At 69.4% G+C, this 20,898-nt stretch carries 25 protein-coding genes; 16 read left to right on the forward strand and 9 right to left on the reverse strand.

Features of this window, described 5'->3' with window-relative positions:
- The 4 genes from YWM_RS0112000 to YWM_RS27185 all read right to left on the reverse strand — a co-directional run bounded on the left by YWM_RS0112000 (position 1) and on the right by YWM_RS27185 (position 2,705).
- Positions 1-699, reverse strand: coding sequence for a phosphoadenylyl-sulfate reductase (locus YWM_RS0112000; protein WP_028850938.1), 699 nt, complete (start codon positions 697-699; stop codon positions 1-3).
- Positions 696-875, reverse strand: coding sequence for a hypothetical protein (locus tag YWM_RS0112005; RefSeq protein ID WP_028850939.1), 180 nt, complete (start codon positions 873-875; stop codon positions 696-698). Before YWM_RS0112005 ends, YWM_RS0112000 begins: the two co-directional genes overlap by 4 nt.
- Positions 872-2,548: a nitrite/sulfite reductase gene (locus YWM_RS0112010; RefSeq protein ID WP_028850940.1), complete on the reverse strand. Its 1,677-nt coding sequence runs from the start codon at positions 2,546-2,548 to the stop codon at positions 872-874. Before YWM_RS0112010 ends, YWM_RS0112005 begins: the two co-directional genes overlap by 4 nt.
- Before the next feature lie 70 nt (positions 2,549-2,618).
- Entirely contained in the window at positions 2,619-2,705 is an 87-nt protein-coding gene (locus tag YWM_RS27185) for a putative leader peptide (RefSeq protein WP_425426548.1), read from the reverse strand.
- A 138-nt stretch (positions 2,706-2,843) separates the two neighbouring features.
- On the opposite strand from YWM_RS27185, the gene hemW reads away from it, so the two are divergent.
- Positions 2,844-4,067, forward strand: coding sequence for a radical SAM family heme chaperone HemW (gene hemW / locus YWM_RS0112015; RefSeq protein ID WP_028850941.1), 1,224 nt, complete (start codon positions 2,844-2,846; stop codon positions 4,065-4,067).
- Here the strand turns inward: hemW and YWM_RS0112020 are convergent, their stop codons facing one another.
- Both YWM_RS0112020 and YWM_RS0112025 read right to left on the reverse strand, forming a co-directional pair.
- On the reverse strand, positions 4,068-4,835 hold the full coding sequence (locus tag YWM_RS0112020) for a permease-like cell division protein FtsX (protein WP_028850942.1): 768 nt from the start codon (positions 4,833-4,835) through the stop codon (positions 4,068-4,070).
- Positions 4,836-4,890: 55 nt separating this feature from the next.
- Positions 4,891-5,631, reverse strand: a complete 741-nt coding sequence (locus YWM_RS0112025; protein ID WP_156914753.1) for an ABC transporter permease — start codon at positions 5,629-5,631, stop codon at positions 4,891-4,893.
- A gap of 148 nt (positions 5,632-5,779) precedes the next feature.
- Here YWM_RS0112025 and hrcA point away from each other — a divergent pair, with 148 nt between their 5' ends.
- From hrcA to YWM_RS0112040, 3 genes are read left to right on the forward strand one after another with little or no spacing between them, the layout of a single operon-like run.
- Positions 5,780-6,805 (forward strand): heat-inducible transcriptional repressor HrcA, encoded by a 1,026-nt coding sequence (hrcA, locus tag YWM_RS0112030; protein WP_028850944.1) that lies wholly within the window; start codon positions 5,780-5,782, stop codon positions 6,803-6,805.
- 53 nt (positions 6,806-6,858) lie between these two features.
- Positions 6,859-8,019: a molecular chaperone DnaJ gene (dnaJ, locus tag YWM_RS0112035; RefSeq protein ID WP_028850945.1), complete on the forward strand. Its 1,161-nt coding sequence runs from the start codon at positions 6,859-6,861 to the stop codon at positions 8,017-8,019.
- Position 8,020: 1 nt separating this feature from the next.
- Complete coding sequence (locus YWM_RS0112040) at positions 8,021-8,770, forward strand: 16S rRNA (uracil(1498)-N(3))-methyltransferase (RefSeq protein WP_028850946.1); 750 nt, start codon at positions 8,021-8,023, stop codon at positions 8,768-8,770.
- 236 nt (positions 8,771-9,006) lie between these two features.
- Here YWM_RS0112040 and YWM_RS0112045 read toward each other — a convergent pair whose 3' ends face one another.
- Entirely contained in the window at positions 9,007-10,107 is a 1,101-nt protein-coding gene (locus YWM_RS0112045) for an NAD(P)/FAD-dependent oxidoreductase (protein WP_028850947.1), read from the reverse strand.
- 135 nt (positions 10,108-10,242) lie between these two features.
- Here YWM_RS0112045 and YWM_RS0112050 point away from each other — a divergent pair, with 135 nt between their 5' ends.
- From YWM_RS0112050 to YWM_RS0112105, 12 genes are all read left to right on the forward strand, one after another.
- Positions 10,243-11,094, forward strand: a complete 852-nt coding sequence (locus YWM_RS0112050) for a helix-turn-helix transcriptional regulator (RefSeq protein WP_028850948.1) — start codon at positions 10,243-10,245, stop codon at positions 11,092-11,094.
- Between the two features lie 25 nt (positions 11,095-11,119).
- Positions 11,120-11,473, forward strand: a complete 354-nt coding sequence (locus tag YWM_RS0112055; RefSeq protein ID WP_043660826.1) for a histidine triad nucleotide-binding protein — start codon at positions 11,120-11,122, stop codon at positions 11,471-11,473.
- Positions 11,474-11,558: 85 nt separating this feature from the next.
- Entirely contained in the window at positions 11,559-12,593 is a 1,035-nt protein-coding gene (locus YWM_RS23340) for a PhoH family protein (RefSeq protein WP_052344824.1), read from the forward strand.
- Between the two features lie 20 nt (positions 12,594-12,613).
- A complete protein-coding gene (ybeY, locus tag YWM_RS0112065; protein WP_028850950.1) occupies positions 12,614-13,174 on the forward strand; it encodes an rRNA maturation RNase YbeY in 561 nt (186 codons plus the stop codon).
- Positions 13,174-14,484: a hemolysin family protein gene (locus YWM_RS0112070; RefSeq protein ID WP_028850951.1), complete on the forward strand. Its 1,311-nt coding sequence runs from the start codon at positions 13,174-13,176 to the stop codon at positions 14,482-14,484. Before ybeY ends, YWM_RS0112070 begins: the two co-directional genes overlap by 1 nt.
- A gap of 5 nt (positions 14,485-14,489) precedes the next feature.
- Positions 14,490-14,825, forward strand: a complete 336-nt coding sequence (locus YWM_RS0112075; protein ID WP_028850952.1) for a cytidine deaminase — start codon at positions 14,490-14,492, stop codon at positions 14,823-14,825.
- Positions 14,822-15,721: a GTPase Era gene (gene era / locus YWM_RS0112080; RefSeq protein WP_028850953.1), complete on the forward strand. Its 900-nt coding sequence runs from the start codon at positions 14,822-14,824 to the stop codon at positions 15,719-15,721. The genes YWM_RS0112075 and era overlap by 4 nt, the downstream gene beginning before the upstream one ends.
- A gap of 60 nt (positions 15,722-15,781) precedes the next feature.
- Positions 15,782-16,525: a DNA repair protein RecO gene (gene recO, locus YWM_RS0112085; RefSeq protein WP_028850954.1), complete on the forward strand. Its 744-nt coding sequence runs from the start codon at positions 15,782-15,784 to the stop codon at positions 16,523-16,525.
- 4 nt (positions 16,526-16,529) lie between these two features.
- Complete coding sequence (locus YWM_RS0112090; protein WP_028850955.1) at positions 16,530-17,360, forward strand: isoprenyl transferase; 831 nt, start codon at positions 16,530-16,532, stop codon at positions 17,358-17,360.
- Complete coding sequence (locus YWM_RS0112095) at positions 17,357-17,779, forward strand: hypothetical protein (RefSeq protein WP_028850956.1); 423 nt, start codon at positions 17,357-17,359, stop codon at positions 17,777-17,779. The genes YWM_RS0112090 and YWM_RS0112095 overlap by 4 nt, the downstream gene beginning before the upstream one ends.
- Before the next feature lie 595 nt (positions 17,780-18,374).
- The gene (locus tag YWM_RS23345; RefSeq protein WP_052344830.1) at positions 18,375-19,340 is read left to right on the forward strand and encodes a permease; all 966 of its coding nucleotides are present in this window, start codon (positions 18,375-18,377) and stop codon (positions 19,338-19,340) included.
- Entirely contained in the window at positions 19,337-20,053 is a 717-nt protein-coding gene (locus YWM_RS0112105; protein ID WP_028850957.1) for a TIGR03943 family putative permease subunit, read from the forward strand. Before YWM_RS23345 ends, YWM_RS0112105 begins: the two co-directional genes overlap by 4 nt.
- A 4-nt stretch (positions 20,054-20,057) precedes the next feature.
- Here YWM_RS0112105 and YWM_RS0112110 read toward each other — a convergent pair whose 3' ends face one another.
- Both YWM_RS0112110 and YWM_RS0112115 read right to left on the reverse strand, forming a co-directional pair.
- Positions 20,058-20,471, reverse strand: coding sequence for a Fur family transcriptional regulator (locus tag YWM_RS0112110; RefSeq protein ID WP_028850958.1), 414 nt, complete (start codon positions 20,469-20,471; stop codon positions 20,058-20,060).
- Positions 20,468-20,806: an ArsR/SmtB family transcription factor gene (locus tag YWM_RS0112115; protein WP_028850959.1), complete on the reverse strand. Its 339-nt coding sequence runs from the start codon at positions 20,804-20,806 to the stop codon at positions 20,468-20,470. Before YWM_RS0112115 ends, YWM_RS0112110 begins: the two co-directional genes overlap by 4 nt.
- Between the last annotated feature and the right edge of the window lie 92 nt (positions 20,807-20,898).

The raw sequence follows: 20,898 nt of genomic DNA on the forward strand, positions 1-20,898 counted from the left end.
CTATCCGTGCAAGCCGCACTCGGTCTTGTTCCGGCCCGCCCAGCGGCCGCTGCGCGGGTCGGCGCCGGGAGCGACCTTCGCCGTGCACGGCGCGCAGCCGATGGACAGATAACCCGCGGACACCAGCGGGTTCTGCAGGATGCCGTTGGTGGTCAGGTAGTCGTTGAATTCCTCGTCCGACCACGGCGCGATCGGGTTGATCTTGACCAGGCCGTTGCGCTCGTCCCACTGCACGATGGGGGTGTTCGCCCTGGTCGGGGCGTCGACGCGACGGACGCCGGTGACCCACGCGTCGTAGTTGGCCAGCGTGCGGCGCAGCGGCACGACCTTGCGCAGGTGGCAGCAGCGGTTCGGGTCGGTCGCGAACAGCTGCCCGAACTCGGCTTCCTGCTCGGCCACCGACTGCTCCGCCTCGGCGTTGACGATGCGCACCTGCGGGTAGACGGTGGCCACCGCGTCGCGGGTGCCGATCGTCTCGGGGAAGTGGTAGCCGGTCTCCAAGAACAGCACGTCGATGTCCGGCTTCACCGTGGTCGCCAGGTCGATCAGCACCGCGTCCTGCATGTTCGAGGCCACGATCAGCCGGTCGCCGAACTGCTCGACCGCCCAGGTCAGCGCCTCGATGGCGGTCGCGTCGGCCAGCTCCACCTCGGCGCGCTCGGCCAGCGCGCGGTACTTCTGAGCCGTCGAGGCGGTCATGACCGCACCACCTCGCGGGTGTCGGCGAAATTCAGGCCGAGCATCTTGACCCGGAAGACCCGCCGACAGCCGGTGCACAGCCACGCGGCATGGGACCCGGTGGCGTCGTCCACGTGCGGCCGCAGGTCCTCGTCGGCGCAGTACGGGCAGTAGAAGGGAGTTGCTCGTTCGCTCATCGCAGGTCGGCCTCCTCGGCGCGCGCCACCCACTGGGCGAACCGCTCGCCGTCGTGACGTTGGTCGATGAATCTGCGCACCACCCGCTCGATGTAGTCGCCCAGCTCGGCGCTGGTGACCTTGTGTGCGCGCAGCTTGCGGCCGAACCCGGCGTCCAGCCCGAGGCCGCCACCCAGGTGCACCTGGAAGCCCTCGACCTGGTTGCCCGACTCGTCGGTGACGATCTGGCCCTTCAGGCCGATGTCGGCGGTCTGGATCCGGGCGCACGAGTTCGGACAGCCGTTGAGGTGGATCGACAACGGGGTGGTGATGCCGTCGGTGAGGTCGGCCAGCCGCTTCTCCAGCTCGGCGACCAGGTCCTTGGCCCTGGCCTTGGTCTCGACGATGGCCAGCTTGCAGTATTCGATGCCGGTGCAGGCCATCACGCCGCGTCGCCACGGGGTCGGCTCGGTCTCCAGGCCCAGGTCGGTCAGTTCCCGCTGCAGCCCGGCGACCTCGGACTCGGCGACGTCGAGCACGAGCAGCTTCTGCAACGGAGTGAGCCGCACGCGGTGCGACCCGGCTCGCTCGGCGGCCTTGGCGACGCCGATCAGCGTGGTGCCGGAGACCCGGCCGGCGATCGGCGAGGCGCCGACGTAGAACTTGCCGTCCTTCTGGGCGTGCACCCCCACGTGGTCGACCTGCTTGTCCGGTACCGGGGGAGCGGGCCCGTCGACCAGCCTGCGGTGCAGGTACTCGTTCTCCAGCACCTCGCGGAATCGTTCCGGCCCCCAGTCCTTGACCAGGAACTTCAACCGGGCCCGGTGCCGCAGCCTGCGGTAGCCGTAGTCGCGGAACACGCTCGTGACACCCGCCCACACCTCGCCGACTTCGGCGCGCGGGACCCAGACGCCGAGCCGCTGGGCCAGCATCGGATTGGTGGACAACCCGCCGCCGACCCACAGGTCGAAGCCCGGTCCGTGCTCGGGGTGCACGACACCGATGAAGGCCACGTCGTGGATCTCGTGCGCGACATCGGGCAGGCCGGAGATGGCCGACTTGAACTTGCGCGGCAGGTTGGCGAACTCCGGGTCGCCGATGTAGCGCTGCCGGATGTCCTGGATCGCCGGCGTGGGGTCGATCACCTCGTCCGCGGCGATGCCGGCCACGGGCGATCCGAGAATCACGCGCGGACAGTCACCACAGGCTTCCGTGGTGGTCAGTCCCACCGACTCCAGCTTCTCCCAGATCGTCGGCACGTCCTCGATGCGGACCCAGTGGTACTGGATGTTCTGCCGGTCAGTGATGTCGGCGGTGTCCCTGGCGTAGGTGTGCGACACCTCGCCGATGACGCGCAGCTGCTCGGTGGTGAGCGCACCGCCGTCCACGCGCACCCGCATCATGAAGTACTTGTCGTCCAGTTCCTCCGGCTCCAACGTGGCCGTGCGGCCGCCGTCGATGCCCGGCTTGCGCTGGGTGTAGAGCCCGTACCAGCGGAACCGCGCCCGCAGGTCGCCCGGGTCGATCCGGTCGAACCCGACGTGCGCGTAGATGTTCTCGATCCGCGCACGGACGTTGAGCGGGTTGTCGTCCTTCTTGCCTTGCTCGTTCTTGTTCAGCGGCTCGCGGTATCCGAGCGCCCATTGCCCTTCTCCGCGCCCCTTGCGCGGGCGGGTCTTGGCTGGTGTGGACAAGGGTTTCCTCCGGGTCGCGGGTAGGTGCGCAGGGGTCAGCGCCCAGTCGGGGCGATCGACGGTGAACGCGTCAGCTGGCCGGACGGCACAGCGCGCTGGCCACCCGGAGAAGGTCGACGTGCCGCCTGCTGACCAGAAGAACCGCGGCTGACGTCATGCTGGTCAGACTGCCACCGGCCCACCTGCTGATCTATTCCGTTCAGATCGTGAGATGAACTCTCGGCTAAATCTTTCGCATCTGCGCCCGATGCAAGCCCGCGGTGGGACGCGGCTGCCGGGCGAGGACACTGGTGACGTGCCCGCTCTACCCGAAGGTGAACCCGCTCCGCGTGACGGCGCCTTGCCGGCCGCCGCCCTGGAGTCGCTGGGTGAGCGGCCGTTCGGCGTGTACGTGCACGTGCCGTTCTGCGCGACGCGGTGCGGCTACTGCGACTTCAACACCTACACGCCCGGCGAGCTGGGCTCATCGGCGTCTCCGCAATCGTGGCTCGAGGGTCTTCGACGTGAGCTCGACCTCGCCGCGAAGGTGCTGGGCGACGCGCCGGAGGCCGAGACGGTCTTCGTCGGTGGCGGCACGCCCTCCTTGCTGGGCGCCCAAGGGTTGGCCGACGTGCTCCAGGCGGTGCGCGACGCCTTCGGTCTGGCCCCCGGTGCGGAAGTCACGACCGAGTCGAATCCCGAGTCGACGTCGCCGGAGTTCTTCGCCGGACTGCTCGAGGCGGGCTTCACGCGCGTGTCGCTGGGCATGCAGTCGGCCGTTCCCCACGTCCTGCGCGTGCTCGACCGCGTGCACACACCGGGCAGACCGATCGCGGCGGCGCGGGAGGCGCTGGCGGCCGGTTTCGCGCACGTCAACCTCGACCTGATCTACGGAACGCCGGGGGAAGGGCCGGACGATCTCCGCGCGTCGCTGGATGCCGTGGGTGAGGCGATCGCCGACGGCGTCGATCACATCTCGGCGTACGCGCTGATCGTGGAAGACGGCACGGCGATGGCCCGCAAAGTCCGATCGGGGCAGATCCCGTCGCCGGACGACGACGTGCTCGCGACCGACTACGAAGTCGTCGACGACTACTTGAGCGGGCTCGGGCTCACCTGGTACGAGGTGTCCAACTGGGCCAGTTCCCCCGAGGCACAGTGCAGGCACAACCTGGGCTACTGGCTCAACGGCGACTGGTGGGGCGCAGGCCCGGGAGCGCACAGCCATGTCGGCGGCGTCCGCTGGTGGAACGTCAAGCATCCCGCCCGCTACGCCGAGCGTCTGAGCGCCGGTGTCTCGCCGGCCGCGGGCCGCGAGGTACTCACCGAGCAGGACCGGCACGTCGAGCGCGTCATGCTCGAGCTGCGGCTTTCCCGCGGCCTGCCGCTCGACGCACTTGACGAGACCGGCCGCAAGGCCGGCGAGGAGGCGGTGTCCGACGGCCTGCTCGAGCCGGGGGAGTGGGCTGCCGGGCGAGCCGTGCTGACCTTGCGTGGTCGTCTGCTGGCTGACGGGGTGGTTCGGCGACTGCTCGGCTAGCTACGGCCCGGCCACCGGGTGCAGCAGTGCCACGCAGACGCCTGGCTGCGCGTCGTCGACATCCGGAAGCGTCGACTGCAGCTCGTCGGCCAACTGACCTGGGTCGACGGATGGCTCGGCGATGACCTCGAGTGAAGCGGGCACGTCATCCGGGCCGAGCGCCACGCCGTCCTCGCCGAGCACTTCCTGCGCGGTCCGCCACGCCTGTTCCTTGGTGGTTTCGTGCACCTCGGCGACCCGACGGTCGTCCCGCAAGGTCTGCGCGGCGGCGAACATCGCTTCGTCCGTAACGAAGGAAAGCGACACCGAGTTTCTGCAGTTCAGCGATCGTGACAGCGCCACGAGGGCGGCATCGAACTCGTCCCTGTTCCCCGGGCACTTCACCGGCTCGACGGCCAGCGCCTTGCCGTACTCCTCAGCGAGCACGCCGGCCAGTTCGCCTTTCGGCTCGGCCACGGCGGCGACGTGCACCGCGGCGGCAACGGCCGGTTCGCCGCTCGTCCCGCCCTGCATGCCGTCGGCCAGGTCCGGGTTGGCGCGCACCAGCCTGCGCAGGGTCTGCTCGCGCGTCTCGGTGCGGACGTCGTCCACGCGGTCGTCCTCGCGCAACCGCTTCGCGGCCGCGCGCATCCCCGCGTCGTGGGCGAAGTAGAGCGACACCCCGTTGTCGCAGGTCGCGTTCACCGGCTCGGAGCGCGGAACGACCAGCACCGCGACGACGACCGCGGCGGCCAGCACCCCGGCGCCGATCAGCACCCCCTTCTTCATTCGCAGGAGTGTGGCACGAGTCCGCGGTTCGCGGGGTGACGTCGTGCGGTCACGGTCACGGACGCGTGATGAGCTCGCGAGCGATCAACTCGACCGTGATCAGGACCGCGATCGCTTGCACGGCAAGCACACCGATCAGCACCAGCAGCTGGGCCGCGCCGGCTTGTAACGGGCTCGCCCCGCCGAGCAGCACGCCGACATAGGCGCCGGGCAGCGTGACCAAGCCCACCGTCCGGGTCTGGTCGAGGGACGGGATCAGTGCTTCGGCCGCAGGCTCCCTGGCCACTTCCAGCGCGGCGCCCCGCGGCAGGAAGCCGAGCGCGAGTGCCGCTTCGTACTCCCCGTGCCGGGAGCTGAGCTCGTCCAGCGCGCGCCGCCCGGCCAGGGTGGTCGCGGTCATCGCGTTGCCGATGAGAATTCCGGCGATCGGGATGACCGCGATGCCCTCGAGCGGAACCAAGCCGCTGAACAGCACCAACGCCAGCACCGGCACCAAGCCGCACACGATCGGAGCCGCCAGCCAGTACCCCCGGAACGTCCCGGTCACCCGGCGCGACGCCGTCACCACGGCCGCTGCGACCATGACCACCACGAACACCGCCCACCAGCCGGTCTCCAGCAGGAACGTGATGATCCCGGACACCACGGCCAGCTGGACCGCGGCGCGCACGGCGGCCAGCAGCGGGCTGTGCGCGGGGCCCAGGCCACCGGCCGCGGTCACCACTGCGGCGACGGCGACCAGGATCACCAGAACGAGAACAAGCGTTACGTTGATGGGGATGACGGCTGACGACACGCGCTGAGTCTGCCCGGTCGGAGTCCCGATCGCTCGCACGACCCGCGGGTGGGCGCCCGGCGTTAGCACTTGCAACGTTCGAGCGCCAGATTGGCCGTAAACTGAAGATGTCTCGTCGCTGGGTGGTTTCGAGCCGCAGGAGGTGTCCGTGGGCCACGCCGAGGATCGTCGGTTCGAGGTGTTGCGGGCAATCGTCGCCGACTACGTGTCCCATCATGAGCCGGTGGGATCCAAAGCCCTGGTCGACCGGCACAATCTCGGTGTGTCGAGCGCGACGGTGCGCAACGACATGGCCGCGCTGGAGGAAGAGGGCTACATCACCCAGCCGCACACCAGCGCGGGCCGGATCCCCACGGACAAGGGCTACCGGGTGTTCGTCGACCGGTTGTCCGAGGTCAAGCCGCTGAGCGCGGCCGAGCGGCGGGCGATCAAGCAGTTCCTGGACGGGGCGATCGACCTCGAGGACGTGATGCGCCGGTCCGTGCGGCTGCTCGCGCAGCTGACCAGGCAGGTCGCGGTGATCCAGTACCCCGTGCTGACCAGCTCGTCGGTGCGTCACGTCGAGGTCGTTCCGCTCACCCCCGCGCGGTTGATGCTGGTGCTGATCACCAGCGTCGGCCGGGTCGATCAGCGCACGGTGGAGCTGGGCGACGTCATCGACGACGACGACATCGCCGTCATGCGCAACGAGCTGAACTCCTCGCTGGTCGGCCAGAAGCTGACCGACGCGGCGTCCACGGTGTCCGGCCTGCCCGACCGGGTGCGCCCGGAGCTGCGGGAAGCCATGACCCGGGTGGCCACGGTGTTGATCGAGTCGCTGGTCGAGCACCCGGAGGAGCGGCTGGTGCTGGGCGGCACCGCGAACCTGACCCGCAACGTGGCCGATTTCCCCGGTTCGCTGCGCCAGGTGCTGGAAGCGCTCGAGGAACAGGTGGTGATCCTCAAGTTGCTGGCCGCGGTCCGCGGACCCGGTGTGCTGAACGTGCGCATCGGCGAGGAAAATGAGGACGAGCAGATGCGCAGCACGTCGGTGGTGTCGATCGGCTACGGCACCGACGACACGTTGTTCGGCGGCTTGGGGGTAGTCGGCCCGACCAGGATGGACTACCCGAACACGATCGCCGCGGTGCGTGCTGTGGCCAACTACGTGGGCCAGATCCTGTCCGGCCGGTGAGAGCAGCGGTGCGAGCTGAGCAGCGGCACTGAGTAGACGCGTTAGGGAGCACGGTGGCGAAGGACTACTACGGCATCCTCGGGGTCGCCAAGAACGCGACGGAGCAGGAGATCAAGCGGGCCTACCGCAAGCTGGCCCGTGAACTGCACCCGGACGTCAACCCGTCGGAGGACGCCCAGCATCGCTTCGCCGAGGTCACGCAGGCCTACGAGGTGCTGTCCGACCCGCAGAAGCGCAAGATCGTCGACCTGGGTGGCGATCCGCTGGACAACGGCGCCGGTGCGCGGGCAGGCGCGCGCGACCCGTTCGCCGGGTTCGGCGGCCTCAGCGACATCATGGACGCCTTCTTCGGTGGCACCGGTGCGGCCACCGGGCGGGGTCCGCGCAGCCGCGTGCAGCCGGGCTCGGACGCGCTCATCCGCATCAGCCTCACACTCGAGGAGTGCGCCACCGGGGTCACCAAGGAGATCGCGGTCGACACCGCGGTGCTGTGCGACGTGTGCCGCGGTTCGGGCAGCCAGTCCGGCTCGAAGACGGTCACGTGTGACACCTGCGACGGGCGCGGCGAGATCCAGACGGTGCAGCGGTCGTTCCTCGGCCAGGTCATGACCAGCAGGCCTTGCCCGGTGTGCCAGGGCTACGGCGAGATCATCTCCGATCCGTGCACCAAGTGCGGCGGAGACGGCCGGGTGCGTGCGCGTCGCACGGTCACCGCGAAGATCCCCGGCGGCGTCGGCGACGGTATGCGCATCCGGCTGGCCGGCCAGGGTGAGGTCGGCCCCGGCGGCGGCCCGGCCGGTGATCTGTACGTCGAGATCGACGAGGCCCCGCACGAGGTCTTTCTCCGGCAGGGCAGTGACCTGCACTGTCACGTGCGGATCCCGATGACGACGGCGGCGCTCGGTGCCACCGTGCCGCTGGAGACACTGATCGACGGGGTGCACGAGCTGCCGCTGGAGCCCGGCACGCAGCCGGATACCGAGCTGGTCGTGCCCGGCCTCGGCATGCCGAAGTTGCGGTCGTCCGGGCAGTCGGACGGGCGTGGCGACCTGCACGTCCACATCGACGTCGAGGTGCCCACGAAACTGGACGAGCAGCAGCGTCAGCTTCTGCAGCAGCTGGCTCAGCTGCGCGGCGAGGAGACTCCGGAGCTGACCACCAACGGCTCCAAACAGTCGGGTGGGCTGTTCTCCCGCCTGCGGTCCAAGCGGTGACATGGGCACACCGCCCCTGTTCTTGATCGACGACATCCCCGAGTCGGCCGACGAACTGACACTGACCGGCGACGAAGCCCACCACGGCGCCTCGGTGCTGCGGCTCAAGCCGGGGGAGCAGGTCCTTCTCGGCGACGGCTCCGGCACCGTGGCGCAGGGCAGCGTGACGTCGGTACGCAGTGGTCGCGATGCCACCGTCGTCGTCGACGTGCAGCGCCGATGGGTCGAGGACGAGCCATCGCTGCGGCTGACCGTGGTGCAAGCGCTGGCGAAAGGCGACCGCGGCGAGCTCGCCGTGGAGCAGGCCACCGAGGTCGGCGCGGATGCCGTGATCCCGTGGCGAGCGGCGCGTTGCGTCGCGCGCTGGGACGACGGACCGCGCGGGGCGAAGGCCCTCGGCCGGTGGCGGGCAGCGGCGCGGGCGGCCACCAAACAGGCCAGGCGGCCGCGATTGCTGGAGGTCACCGAGCCGGTCTCCACTGACGAGTTGCTGCGCCGAGCGGCGTCGGCGAGCTTGACGGTCGTGCTGGACGGCGACGCCGATCGTGCTTTCCCCGACCTGCCGTGGCCCGACGAGGGTGAGGTGCTGTTCGTGGTCGGCCCGGAGGGCGGCATCACCCCGCAGGAGCACGAGGCCTTGCTGTCCGCCGGTGCCGTCGATGCGCGGCTTGGTCCCTATGTGTTGCGGACTTCGACGGCGGGGGCGGTGGCGGTCGCCGCGGCCGCGCTCGTCACCCGGCGCTGGGCGTGACCGGCCTCACTCAGCAACGGGAGTTATGCCACAAATCGCCTGTTAGCTATAGCGAACGCCTGCTAATGCCGGTTAGAATATAGGCCGTAGGAGTTGTCGCAGGATGCGTTGATTCCTACCTGGAAGACTCCGCCGGACACCTCCCCCCTCGGTCCGGCGGCGCCGCGGAGGCGGTGGAGCGCCCCCCAGGTTCCACCGCCCCGCGGCCTCTCCTTTTCCAGTGTTGTCGTTCTCCCTCAGCTGGCCGTCCCGACCGGACGGCTCAGCCTGTCGACGACCGCGCCGAGCATCATGTCCTTGCCCTTGTACTCGGATGTCTGCGCCGGACCGAGCAGGCCCGTTCCGGGAACCCAGCTCGCGCCCGCTGTCGGTCCGAGCGGCAGGATGACGCCGTGCTCGTCCGCCGGCTGATACGCGGTGAGTTCGTCGCCCTGCGCAAGCGCGCGGATGTTGGCGACGACGACGTCGGCCTGCGCGGTCGCGTAAGCCGCCATCTTGGGCTCGTCGACGTCGGTCACGTCCCCGATGGCGAACACCGTGTCGTGCCCGCGCAACCGCAGGTGTTCGGTCACCCGCAGGCGCCCTCGGTCGTCCCGGGCGTCGGCCAAGTCACCGGCGAGATAGTCGGAGTGCGGCGCAACCCCGAAGCAGCGGAACCAGATGTCCGCCGCAATGGTGTCACCTGCGCTGGTTCGCACCGAGAACGGCGCGAGCGTGCCGGGTGTGGTGGGCGGAGTCTCCACCAGTCGCGTGCCTAGGCGCAGGTCGACCCCGAGGTCACGCAACTGTCTGCGGATCTCCGCGCGGAACGGCGCGGGGTAGCGGCCGCCGACGACGTCGTCACCGGGTTCGACCACGGTGACGGCCTTGTCCGGCCAGGCGGAGACGATCTCCCCGACCACCTCCAGGCCGACGGTGCCGGCGCCGAGGACGAGCACCGACGGGGCCGCACGCAGCTCCGAGTGCGTCTCGGCCAGCCGGGCCAACGCGGTCTCGCGGTCGGTGATGTCGAACTTCGCCGGGTACGGATACGACGCGCCGGTCGCCAGCACGATGAAATCCGCGGTGATCTGCTCGCCGGTGTCGAGCGAGATGCTCTGTTCCTCCACCTTCTCCGCTCGCGCCCGCACGACGCGGCCGTGCCGCAGGATGCCGGAGTAGGGCAGGAACAGTTGCTCGGCCCACTGCGGGTCGATCAGGGCGCGCGGGGTCGCGTTGTGGTGCACGAACGTGTCGCGCGGTTCGATCAGCACCACGTCGGCGAACTCCTCGAGCGCCTTGGCGGCGATGATGCCGCCGTACCCACCGCCGACGACGGCAACCGTTGCTGAACTCATGTGGTCTCCTCCCAGGTTCGACTCGCTCTCGAGGCTGGTGGCCGGTGGCGGGCCGAGGGAGTCCGTGCCGAGACTGGCCATGAGAGGGCCACCTTGAGCCGACCGGAGCAGCGGAATCGGCCGTACGCTGGCGACATGGCGGACAGCGATCTCGGAGCATTCCTGCGGGCGCGGCGGGAGGCCGTGTCGCCGAGCGAGGTCGGGCTCCCGGTGGGCTCGCGGCGCCGCACGCCGGGATTACGGCGCGCGGAGGTGGCGATGCTGGCCGGGATCAGCGTGGAGTACCTGACCCGCATCGAGCAGGGCCGGGACAAGCGACCGTCGGCCCAGGTGCTCAACGCGCTGGCGGACGCGTTGCGGATGACCCAGGAAGAGCGACGGCACCTGCAGAAGGTGGCGAGCGCCGCCTACGACAACCGCTGCTTGGGTGCCTCACTCACCCACGTAGTGACTCCCGGTGTGCAAGCGGTGCTGGACCAGCTGGAGCCGATGCCCGCGCTCGTGGTGAACCGCCTCGGCGACGTGTTGTCGGCCACCAGCGGATTCCGCGCGCTCGCCGAGCCCCTCGGCCTGTTCGACCCCGGTCACGCGAACCTGCCCCGCTTCGTGTTCACCCATCCGCGGGCGCGCGAGGCGTTCGGCGACTGGGCGTGCGTGGCCGACGAGTGGGCGGAGCGGTTGAAGGTCGAGTCGATGCGGCCGGACGCTGCCACGCGCCATTTCCTGGTCGACTTGCGCCGGCGCGGCGGCCCCGACGTCGTCGACCGGCTGGCCGCGCCGGCCATGCCGCATCGCCCGGGTATCACCAGGTGGCTGCACCCGCGGGTAGGTCCGCTCCGGCTGGAGCAGGTCGAGCTGGCCGTCACCGACCTGTCCGATCAACGCCTGATCAGCCACGTGCCGGCCGACGAGCAGACCAGAGCAGCGGTGGAGGCGTTGGTGCGGCCGCAACCGGTCGAGTTGCGCGCGGTCGCCGGTGAGGACTGATCGAGCGGCTCGTAGTCTGATCACCATGAGCGAGACGCTTTTCGAGCGAATCATCGCCAGGGAGATCCCGGCGGACATCGTGCACGAAACCGACACCACGCTGGCGTTCCGCGACATCAACCCGCAGGCCAAGGTGCATGTGCTGGTGGTGCCGAAGAAGCGCTTCCGCAACGTCGCCGAGCTGGCCGAGGAGCCGCAGCTGCTGGCCGACGTGCTGTCCACCGCCCGCAAGGTGGCCGAGCTGGAGGGCATCGCCGACTCCGGTTACCGAGTTGTGTTCAACACCGGAGACGACGCCGGCCAGACCGTGTTCCACGTGCATGCGCACGTCCTGGGGGGCGAGCAGCTGGGGCTGTTCGGCCGCCCGACCGGTAACTGAGCTGCGCGGCGCACGAAGAATTCGTTAGCATCGGTGCCACCAGTCCAATTCGTCGAGCAGCAGAAGAAGGCAGGCCAGAGGCCACGTGGCCGAAACCGCACAAGGCGTTCCCGCCCCATCGTCCCCAGCGCAGTCCCGGTTCCCCATTCCCGCAGCGATCGCGCTCAACCTGCTTGGTTCCGCCGACGAGAACCTCATCGCCATGGAGGAGCACCTGGCCGCGGACGTGCATGTCCGTGGCAACGAGGTGACGCTCACCGGCAGCGCGGCGGACGTGGCGTTCGCCGAGCGGGTGTTCAGCGAGCTGCTGGCGCTGGCCGGTAAGGGGCAGCAGCTCGGGCCGGACGTCGTTCGCCGCACGGTGGGCATGCTGGCCAACGGCGCTTCCGCCGACGAATCGCCGGCCGAAGTGCTGAGCATGAACATCCTGTCCCGGCGGGGCAGGACGATCCGCCCGAAGACGCTGAACCAGAAGCGCTACGTCGACGCGATCGACGCGCACACCGTCGTCTTCGGCATCGGCCCGGCGGGTACCGGCAAGACGTACCTGGCGATGGCCAAGGCGGTGCAGGCGCTGCAGGCCAAGGACGTCAACCGCATCATCCTGACCAGGCCTGCGGTGGAAGCGGGGGAGCGGCTCGGGTTCCTGCCCGGCACGCTCTACGAGAAGATCGACCCGTACCTGCGGCCGCTGTACGACGCGCTGCACGACATGGTGGACCCGGAGTCGATCCCCGGTCTGATCCAGGCGGGCACGATCGAGATCGCTCCGCTGGCCTACATGCGCGGCCGCACGCTCAACGACGCGTTCATCATCCTGGACGAGGCGCAGAACACCACGCCGGAGCAGATGAAGATGTTCCTGACCCGGCTGGGCTTCGGCTCGAAGATCGTGGTCACCGGCGACGTGACGCAGGTCGACCTGCCGGGTGGTCAGGAGTCCGGCCTGCGGGTGGTACGGGAGATCCTGGAAGACGTCGACGACGTGCACTTCTCCACGTTGACCAGCGACGACGTGGTGCGTCACCAGCTGGTCGGCCGGATCGTGGACGCTTACGAGAAGTGGCAGGTCGGCCGGGATCAGCGGTCGCAACAGTCGCAGCCGCGTAGGCGCAAGTAAGAGTCGCGGACGAGACCCCGATGAGCATCGAACTGGCCAACGAGTCAGGGATGGCGGTGGACGAGGAGTCGATCGTCTCCGTCGCCCGCTACACGCTGGACCGCATGCACGTCAGCCCGCTGGCCGAGCTGTCCGTGCAGCTGGTGACCCTCGAAGTGATGGAGGACCTGCACGTGCGGTGGATGGACCTGCCGGGTCCGACCGACGTGATGGCCTTCCCGATGGACGAGCTGGACACCCGTCGCCCGGACGCGCCGGAGTCGTCCGGGCCGGGTGCGCCCGCGCTGTTGGGTGACGTCGTGCTGTGCCCGGCGTTCGCCAAGGAGCAGGCTCGTAAGGCCGGGCACTCGCTGGCTGACGAGCTGCACCTGCTCACCGTGCACGGCGTGCTGCACCTGCTGGGCTACGACCACGCGGAGCCGGACGAGGAACGCGAGATGTTCGGCCTGCAGAACAAAATTCTGGCCGACTACCGGCGTGCGGTCGCCGACGCCCGGCGGCGCAGCGTGCAGCGGGACGCCGACGAACGGCTTCTCGGCGTCGTCGGGCTGGACGACGAATCGGGCGATCAGGAGCGCTGATGGCTTCGTCAGCGGCGATGCTCGTCGTAGCAGGCGCGCTGATCCTGCTCGCCGGAGTGTTCGCCGCGGCCGATTCGGCCATCAGCGTGGTGTCCAAGGCCAGGGTCGCCGGCATGGTCCGAGCCGGGCGCGGTGGTGCGCGGCAGCTGGCCGCCGTGGTCGAGGACCGCATCCGGCACATCAACCTGCTGCTGTTGCTGCGGCTCGGCTGCGAGCTGACCGCAACCGTGCTGGTCACCGTGGTGATGCTGCGGTGGATCTCCTCGGAGTGGCTGGCCGTCGTGGTCGCCGCCGCGGTCATGCTGCTGATCAGCTACGTGCTGGTCGGCGTCGGACCGCGCACGATCGGTCGCCAGCACCCGTACCGGGTCGGCGCCGCGTTGGCCGGAGTCGTGCGGCTGCTCGGCCTCCTGCTCGGTCCGCTGAGCAGGTTGCTGATCCGACTGGGCAACTTGATCATCCCCGGTGGCGGGTTCCGGGAAGGGCCGTTCACCAGCGAGATCGAGGTCCGCGAGGTCGTCGATCTCGCGCAGGAGCGGGGCGTGGTCGAGGACGCCGAACGCGCGATGATCCACTCGGTGTTCGAACTGGGCGACACCCAGGCCCGCGAGGTGATGGTCCCGCGCACCGAGATCGTGTGGATCGAACGGACCAAGACGGTGCGTCAGGCGCTGGCGTTGTCGCTGCGCACCGGCTACAGCCGCATCCCGGTGATCGGGGAGAACATCGACGACGTGGTCGGCGTGGTCAACATCAAGGACCTGGTGCGGGCCAGCATGTCCGACGGAGGCAACGCGCGCCCGGTGGCCGACGTGATGAACCCGGCGGTGTTCATCCCCGACTCCAAGCAGCTGGATGCGCTGCTGCGGGAAATGCAGGTGTCCCGCAACCACGTGGCCATCGCGGTCGACGAGTACGGCGGCACCGCAGGCCTGGTCACGCTCGAGGACATCGTGGAGGAGATCGTCGGCGAGATCACCGACGAGTCCGACACCGACGAGCGTCCGCCGGTGGAGCACCTGCCGGACGGCGCCGTGCGGGTGTCGGCCAGACTGGGTGTGGACGACCTCGGTGAGCTGTACGGCATCGACCTCGCCGATCACGATGTCGACACCGTGGTCGGGCTGCTCGCGGAGCGGCTGGGTAGGGTTCCGTTGCCCGGCGCGGAAGCGGAGGTCGCCGGGCTGCGGCTGCACGCCGAGGGCGGCAAGGACCACCGCGGCAGGATGCGGATCAGCACCGTCGTGGTCCGGCCCGCGGCGCGCGAGTCCACGGCCGCACCAGCCCAGGCGGAAACGGAGCGTGCATGACCACCATCGACGACCTGGACCCGGAGGACGCGAAGCTGGCGACGCTAGCCCGCGCGGCGCGAGCGCGCATCGACGCGAAGGAGGGCGCGGCGGTGCGGGACACCGACGGTCGCACGTATGCCGCTGCGACGGTGGAGTTGCCGTCGCTGTCGGTCACCGCGATGCAGGCCGCGGTCATCTCCGCGGTGTCCAGTGGTGCCGAAGGCATCGAGGCCGCGGTGATCGTCGGCGAGTTCCCCGGGGTCGAGACGGCGTCGTCCTCGGCGGTGCGTGATCTGAGCGCGGACGCGCCGATCTACGTGGTCGATCCTGCGGGCACCGTGGTGGAAAGGCTGCCGTGAGCGAGCCACACCGGTCCGGGTTCGCCTGCTTCGTCGGCAGGCCGAACGCCGGTAAGTCGACGCTGACCAACGCTTTGGTCGGCGAGAAGGTGGCGATCACCTCCACCAAGCCGCAGACCACCCGGCACGCCATTCGCGGCATCGTGCACCGCCCGGACGCCCAACTGGTGGTGGTGGACACGCCGGGGCTGCACCGGCCGCGCACGCTGCTCGGGCAGCGGCTCAACGACGTGGTGCGGGAGACCTGGTCGGAGGTGGACGTCGTCGGGTTCTGTGTCCCGGCGAACGAGAAGATCGGCCCCGGCGACCGCTTCATCGCCGGTGAGCTGCGCAAGGTCGCCCGCCGCACGCCGGTGATCGGGATCGTGACCAAGACGGACCTGGTGAAGCGGGATCAGGTCGCCAAGCAGCTGGTGGCGATGTCGGATCTGATGGATTTCGCCGAGCAGATCCCGGTGTCGGCCACCGAGGGTTTCCAGGTCGATCTGCTGGCCGACCTGTTGGTCGCGCGGTTGCCGGAGGGTCCGCAGCTGTACCCGGACGGCGACCTGACCGACGAGCCGGAGCAGACGTTGGTCGCCGAGCTGATCCGGGAAGCGGCCTTGGAGGGCGTGCGGGACGAGCTGCCGCACTCGATCGCGGTGGTGGTCGAGGAGATGCATCCGCGCGAAGGCCGGGACGACTTGATCGACGTCTACGCGGAGCTCTACGTCGAGCGGCCGAGCCAGAAGGGGATCATTCTCGGGCGCGGCGGTCAGCGCCTGCGGGACGTCGGTGCGAACGCGCGCAAGCAGATCGAACGCCTGCTGGGCAGCAAGATCTACCTCGACCTGCACGTGAAAGTGGCCAAGGACTGGCAGCGCGACCCGAAGCAGCTGCGCAGGCTCGGTTTCTGACGGATCACCGGCCGCGCGTCGGCCGGCACCGTTGTCGGCCCGCGGTGGGATGATGGCGGGGTGGCCAACCTCTACCGTGACACCGGCGTGGTGCTGCGCGTGCACAAGCTGGGGGAGGCCGACCGGATCATCACGCTGCTGACCCGCAAGCACGGCAAGGTCCGGGCGGTCGCCCGCGGAGTGCGCCGCACGACGTCGCGGTTCGGCGCGCGGTTGGAGCCGTTCTGCCACGTCGACGTGCAGTTCTACCCGGGGCGCTCACTCGACATCATCACGCAGGTGCAGACGGTGGACGCGTTCGCGCCGGGCATCGTGTCGGACTATGCGCGCTACACGGCGGCGTCCGCGGTCGCGGAGACAGCCGACCGGTTGGCCGCGGAGGAAGGCGAACCGGCCATGCGGCTGTACCTGCTGGTGGCCGGCGCGTTGCGGGCACTGTCGGACGGACAGCGAGATCCGTCGCTGGTACTCGACGCCTTTCTGCTGCGCGCGATGGCGTTCGCCGGGTGGGCGCCGGCGATCACCGAGTGCGCGCGGTGTGGCGACCCCGGGCCGCATCGGGCCTTCAGCGTTCCGGCAGGCGGCGTGGTCTGCCCGCGATGCAAGCCTGCCGGCGCGGTGTCGCCGTCGCCCGAGGTGATCACCTTGCTCGATGCTCTGCTGCACGGCGAGTGGGAGGTCGCCGAGCGGACGCAGCCATCCACCCGACGTGACGCAAGTGGCCTGGTCGCCGCACACCTGCAATGGCACCTCGAGCGTCAGCTACGCTCGCTCCCGCTGGTAGAACGCAAAGCGGGAGGCTGACAACGTGCGGCGTAAGCCACGGGTGGAGCCCATTCGCGCGACTCGCGCGCCGGATCCGCATCCGTCCGGCGCCCGGCCGCCGAAGATCCCGCCGGAGCTGATTCCCCGGCATGTCGCGCTCGTGATGGACGGCAACGGCCGCTGGGCCAATCAGCGGGGACTGCCCCGCATCGAAGGGCACAAGCGCGGCGAGGCCGTGATGATCGACGTGGCCAGCGGCGCGGTGGAACTGGGCATCAAGTGGCTGTCGGTGTACGCGTTCTCCACCGAGAACTGGAAACGCAGCCCGGACGAGGTGCGTTTCCTGATGGGGTTCAACCGGGACACGATTCGCCGCCAGGTCGATTACCTCGGCTCGATCGGGGTACGTATCCGGTGGGCGGGCCGTACCCCGCGGCTGTGGCGCAGCGTCATCAAGGAGCTGCGCATCGCCGAGGAGAAGACCCGCTTCAACACCACCATGAACATGACCATGTGCGTCAACTACGGTGGACGTGCGGAGATCGGTGATGCGGCCCGCCGCATCGCGGAACTGGCCGCCGCCGGGAAGATCGACCCGGCGAAGGTGAACGAGCGGACCGTGGCGAAGTACCTCTACCAGCCGGAGATGCCAGACGTGGATTTGTTCCTCCGCCCGTCCGGCGAGCAACGCACGTCGAACTTCCTGCCGTGGCAGTCCGTCTATGCCGAGATGGTGTTCCAAGACACCCTGTTCCCTGATTTCGACCGCACCCACTTGTGGCAGGCGTGCCTGGAGTATGCCCGGCGTGATCGGCGGTTCGGGGCAGCGCGGGATGCCGTTGCGCAACCAGCCCGACAGACCGGAGAACCATGAGCACCGAGGCCGTTGACACCGCGGAGCTGCTGACCAATGCCAAGACGGCGCTCGAGCGCTACCTCGAGGTCAACGTCGACGACGACGGCGCGCTGACCTTCCGGCATTCCGATGTGCCGTGTGCGGTGCAGGCGGTGCGGTTGGCCGAAGGCTTGACGGTGTTGAGCCTGACCTGCGTGGTGGCGTGGGACCTGCCGGATGATCCGGCGCTGGCCGTGGCCGCGGCTGAACGGGCCGGGCAAGGATTGTTCGGCACGCTGGGTGTGGTGCACACCGAAACCGGTCTGGACGTCACGTTGCGGTACGCCTTCCCGGCCGAGGGAATGGATCCGACGCCACTGGGGACGCTGCTGATGCTGGTGGTGTCGACCGCATCGCGGTTGCGGACCGATCTGCTGGCGATGTTGGAAGAGCGCTGAGCAGGCTGCTGCCACGCCTTCACCGCAGTTGCCGAGCCCGCTGGGCGCCGCCGCGGCGGCCGGGGGCCGCGTGTCAGCTCGTGCTATCGACGCCGCAGCGGCCGCGCGTCAGCTCGCGCTGGGTGCCTTGGCGGCGACCGCGCGTCAGCTCGCGCTACCGACCCCGCAGCGGTGCTAGTCAGCTCGCGCTACCGACGCCGCCGCGCGCTTGTCAGCTCGCGCTATCGACGCCGCAGCGGCAGCTCGTCAGCTCGCTCGCGCTGCCCGGATCTCGAACCCCGCCATCGGTAGCGGAGTAGGCCGGTGCCGGCAAGCCGTTGGCGCACGAGTGGCGCCAGTGGTGCCCGTTCAACGCCCGACGGGGGACGATTGGCACCATTGGTGACATTGATTGTCGATTTCGTCATGCTTCGCTGGCACGATCTCGAGCGTGAACGTTGATCACACGCACAGTCCGCCGGCTGCTTCCGGCGGTGGCGGCTCGGCCGCGTCGGGGGACGGCACGCCGGTAGCCGAGCCGGAGACTTCGCCGAGCGCCTCGAAAGGGTCTGCGCGGCGGCATCATGTCGGGCAGTCTTGGCGGCCCGGCAGGCGGATCACCTCGACCGACGTTCTCTGTGTCGTGCTGCTGGCTGCGTTGCTGTTGAGCCCGACGCTGTCCGAATGGTTCAAAAGCGCACCGCAGCTGCGTACCGGCGTGACGGTGTTCGTTGCGATCTGTGTGCAGGCGCTGCCGTTCCTTGTCGTCGGGGTTCTGCTGTCCGGGGCGATCGCAGCGTTCGTTCCCGCGCGCGTACTCGAGCGGTTGATGCCGCGCAACCGTGCCGCGTCGGTCGGGGTGGCGGGAGTTGCCGGCGTCGCGTTACCGACGTGCGAGTGTGCGGCGGTGCCAGTGGCACGGCAGTTGATGTCGCGCGGTGTGGCGCCCGCGGCGGCGTTGACGTTCCTTCTCGCCGCCCCGGCGGTGAATCCGGTGGTGCTGGCGGCCACAGCAGTGGCTTTTCCCGGCGAGCCACTGATGGTGCTGGCACGATTCGTCGCATCGCTGGGCACAGCGGTGGTGACGGGACTGCTGTGGGTCCGGTTCGGCAAGGTGGAGTGGATCGTCGAGCGCGCTCGGCGGCGCGCCTCTGACGTGGCTTCCGGTGAGCGCTGGCGCGTGTTCACCGAGACGGCGCGAGCGGATCTGATCGAAGCCGGCGGCTTCCTCGTGCTGGGCGCGGCCGTCGCGGCGACGATGAATGTGCTGATCCCACCCCAGTGGTTTTCCTCCCTCGGTGACGAGCTGGTGGTCGGCGTCGTCGTGATGGCGGTACTTGCGGTGGTGCTGGCCTTGTGCAGCGAGGCCGATGCTTTCGTCGTTGCTTCGCTGCCGGGCTTGCCGCTGCTGCCGAAGCTGGTCTTCCTGGTGGTCGGTCCGGCTGTTGACGTCAAGCTGCTCAGCCTGCAAGCGGGCACCTTCGGTCGGCCTTTCGCCTTGCGGTTCGCACCACTGACGTTCGTGGTGGCGATCGCCTGTGCGGTCGCCGCGTGGGCTGTGTTTCTCGGAGGCGGTCGATGAGGCGGGAGACGGCCAATGTGCTGTTGCTGCTGCTCGGCGGCTGTCTGCTGAAGCTCGTCTGGACCGGCGACTACCTCCGCTACGTCAAGCCACAGCATCGCTGGTGGCTCATCGGCGCCGGGCTGATCGTGGTGATGCTGGCGGGGGTGGCGATCTGGCGCGACATGCGGGGCGCTTCTGTCGGGACGGACGGCGGTCATTCTCACGGGACAGGGCGAAGCGCATGGCTGCTGCTCGTTCCCGCGCTTGCCGGGCTCATCGTCGCTCCTCCCGCCTTGGGGGCCGACTCGGTCGCCAGATCCTTGGACGCCGGCACCCGTCAGGTTGATCCGGCGGAGATCGAGGCCTATCCGCCGTTGCCTGCGGGCGAGGTCACTCCGATGCCGATCTCGCAGTTCCACGCGCGCGCGACGTGGGACAAGGGCAGAACGCTGGTCGGTCGGCAAGTACGGCTGACCGGGTTCGTCGTGCGGCAGGGCGAGCGAACGTATGTAGCGCGGGTGGTGATCGGCTGCTGCGCGGCAGACGGCTACCCCGTGCCCGTTCGGCTCGTGGGGGACGCGCCGATGTTGCGCACGTTGCGGGACGACGAGTGGATCCAAGTGGTCGGTCGGTACCGGCCGCCTCGTGACGCGACGCGGGCCCGCGCGCCGGAGATTGCCGTTGACCTCCTCCGTCGCGTACCGGAGCCGGAGGATCCCTATGAGTACTGAAGGGTCAGGAACGGGCGGCGTTGCAGTCGGCGCACGTGCCGACGATCTCCACGGTGTGCCGAAGGTTCACGAAGCCGTTGCTCGCGGCGATCGACTCCGCCCAGCGCTCCACGGCCGGACCTTCGACCTCGACGGTGTAACCGCACTCCCGGCAGACCAAGTGGTGGTGATGGTGGTCGGAGCACCGTCGGTAGATGACCTCGCCGGACTCGGTGCGCATGGTGTCCACCAATCCGGCGTCGGACAGCGACTGCAGGGTCCGGTACACGGTGGTCAGGCCGATGGCATCGCCGCGCCTGCGCAGCTCGTCGTACAGCTCCTGCGCGGAGCGGAAGTCGTCGATGTCGTCCAGCAGCTCCACCACGGCAGCACGCTGTCGTGTCGAGCGCCGCCCGGGAACCGGGGTCGCTTTGGTCATCGGCCCTCCTCCTGCACGTGCGCCACGGCGTCCACGACGATGTGGGCGAGGTGGTCATCGGCCAGCCGGTAGAGCACCTCGCGCCCGCGCCGCTCGCCTTTCATCACCCGCGCCGCCTTGAGGACGCGGAGGTGCTGGCTGATCAACGGTTGAGCGACACCGAGCGCGTCGACGAGTTCGTGCACGCACCGTTCGCCCGCCCGAAGTTGCATGACGATAGCAATCCGCACGGGCGCGGCGAGCGCGCGCAGCAACTCACCAGCCGCGGCCAGGCTGTCCGCAGGCAGCGACTCCGCGGGCGCCGAGCGGTCGGCCGCGTGGGTGAGTGTTTGCATGACCCCATGGTAGACGGCGTGCAACCACGTCGACCCTGGCTGCTGGGCGCCCGTCGCGAGGTCGAGAGGTGAAACGCCGAGGCGATTACTGC

The sequence above is a fragment of the Thermocrispum municipale DSM 44069 genome (assembly GCF_000427825.1).
Lineage (GTDB): Bacteria > Actinomycetota > Actinomycetes > Mycobacteriales > Pseudonocardiaceae > Thermocrispum > Thermocrispum municipale.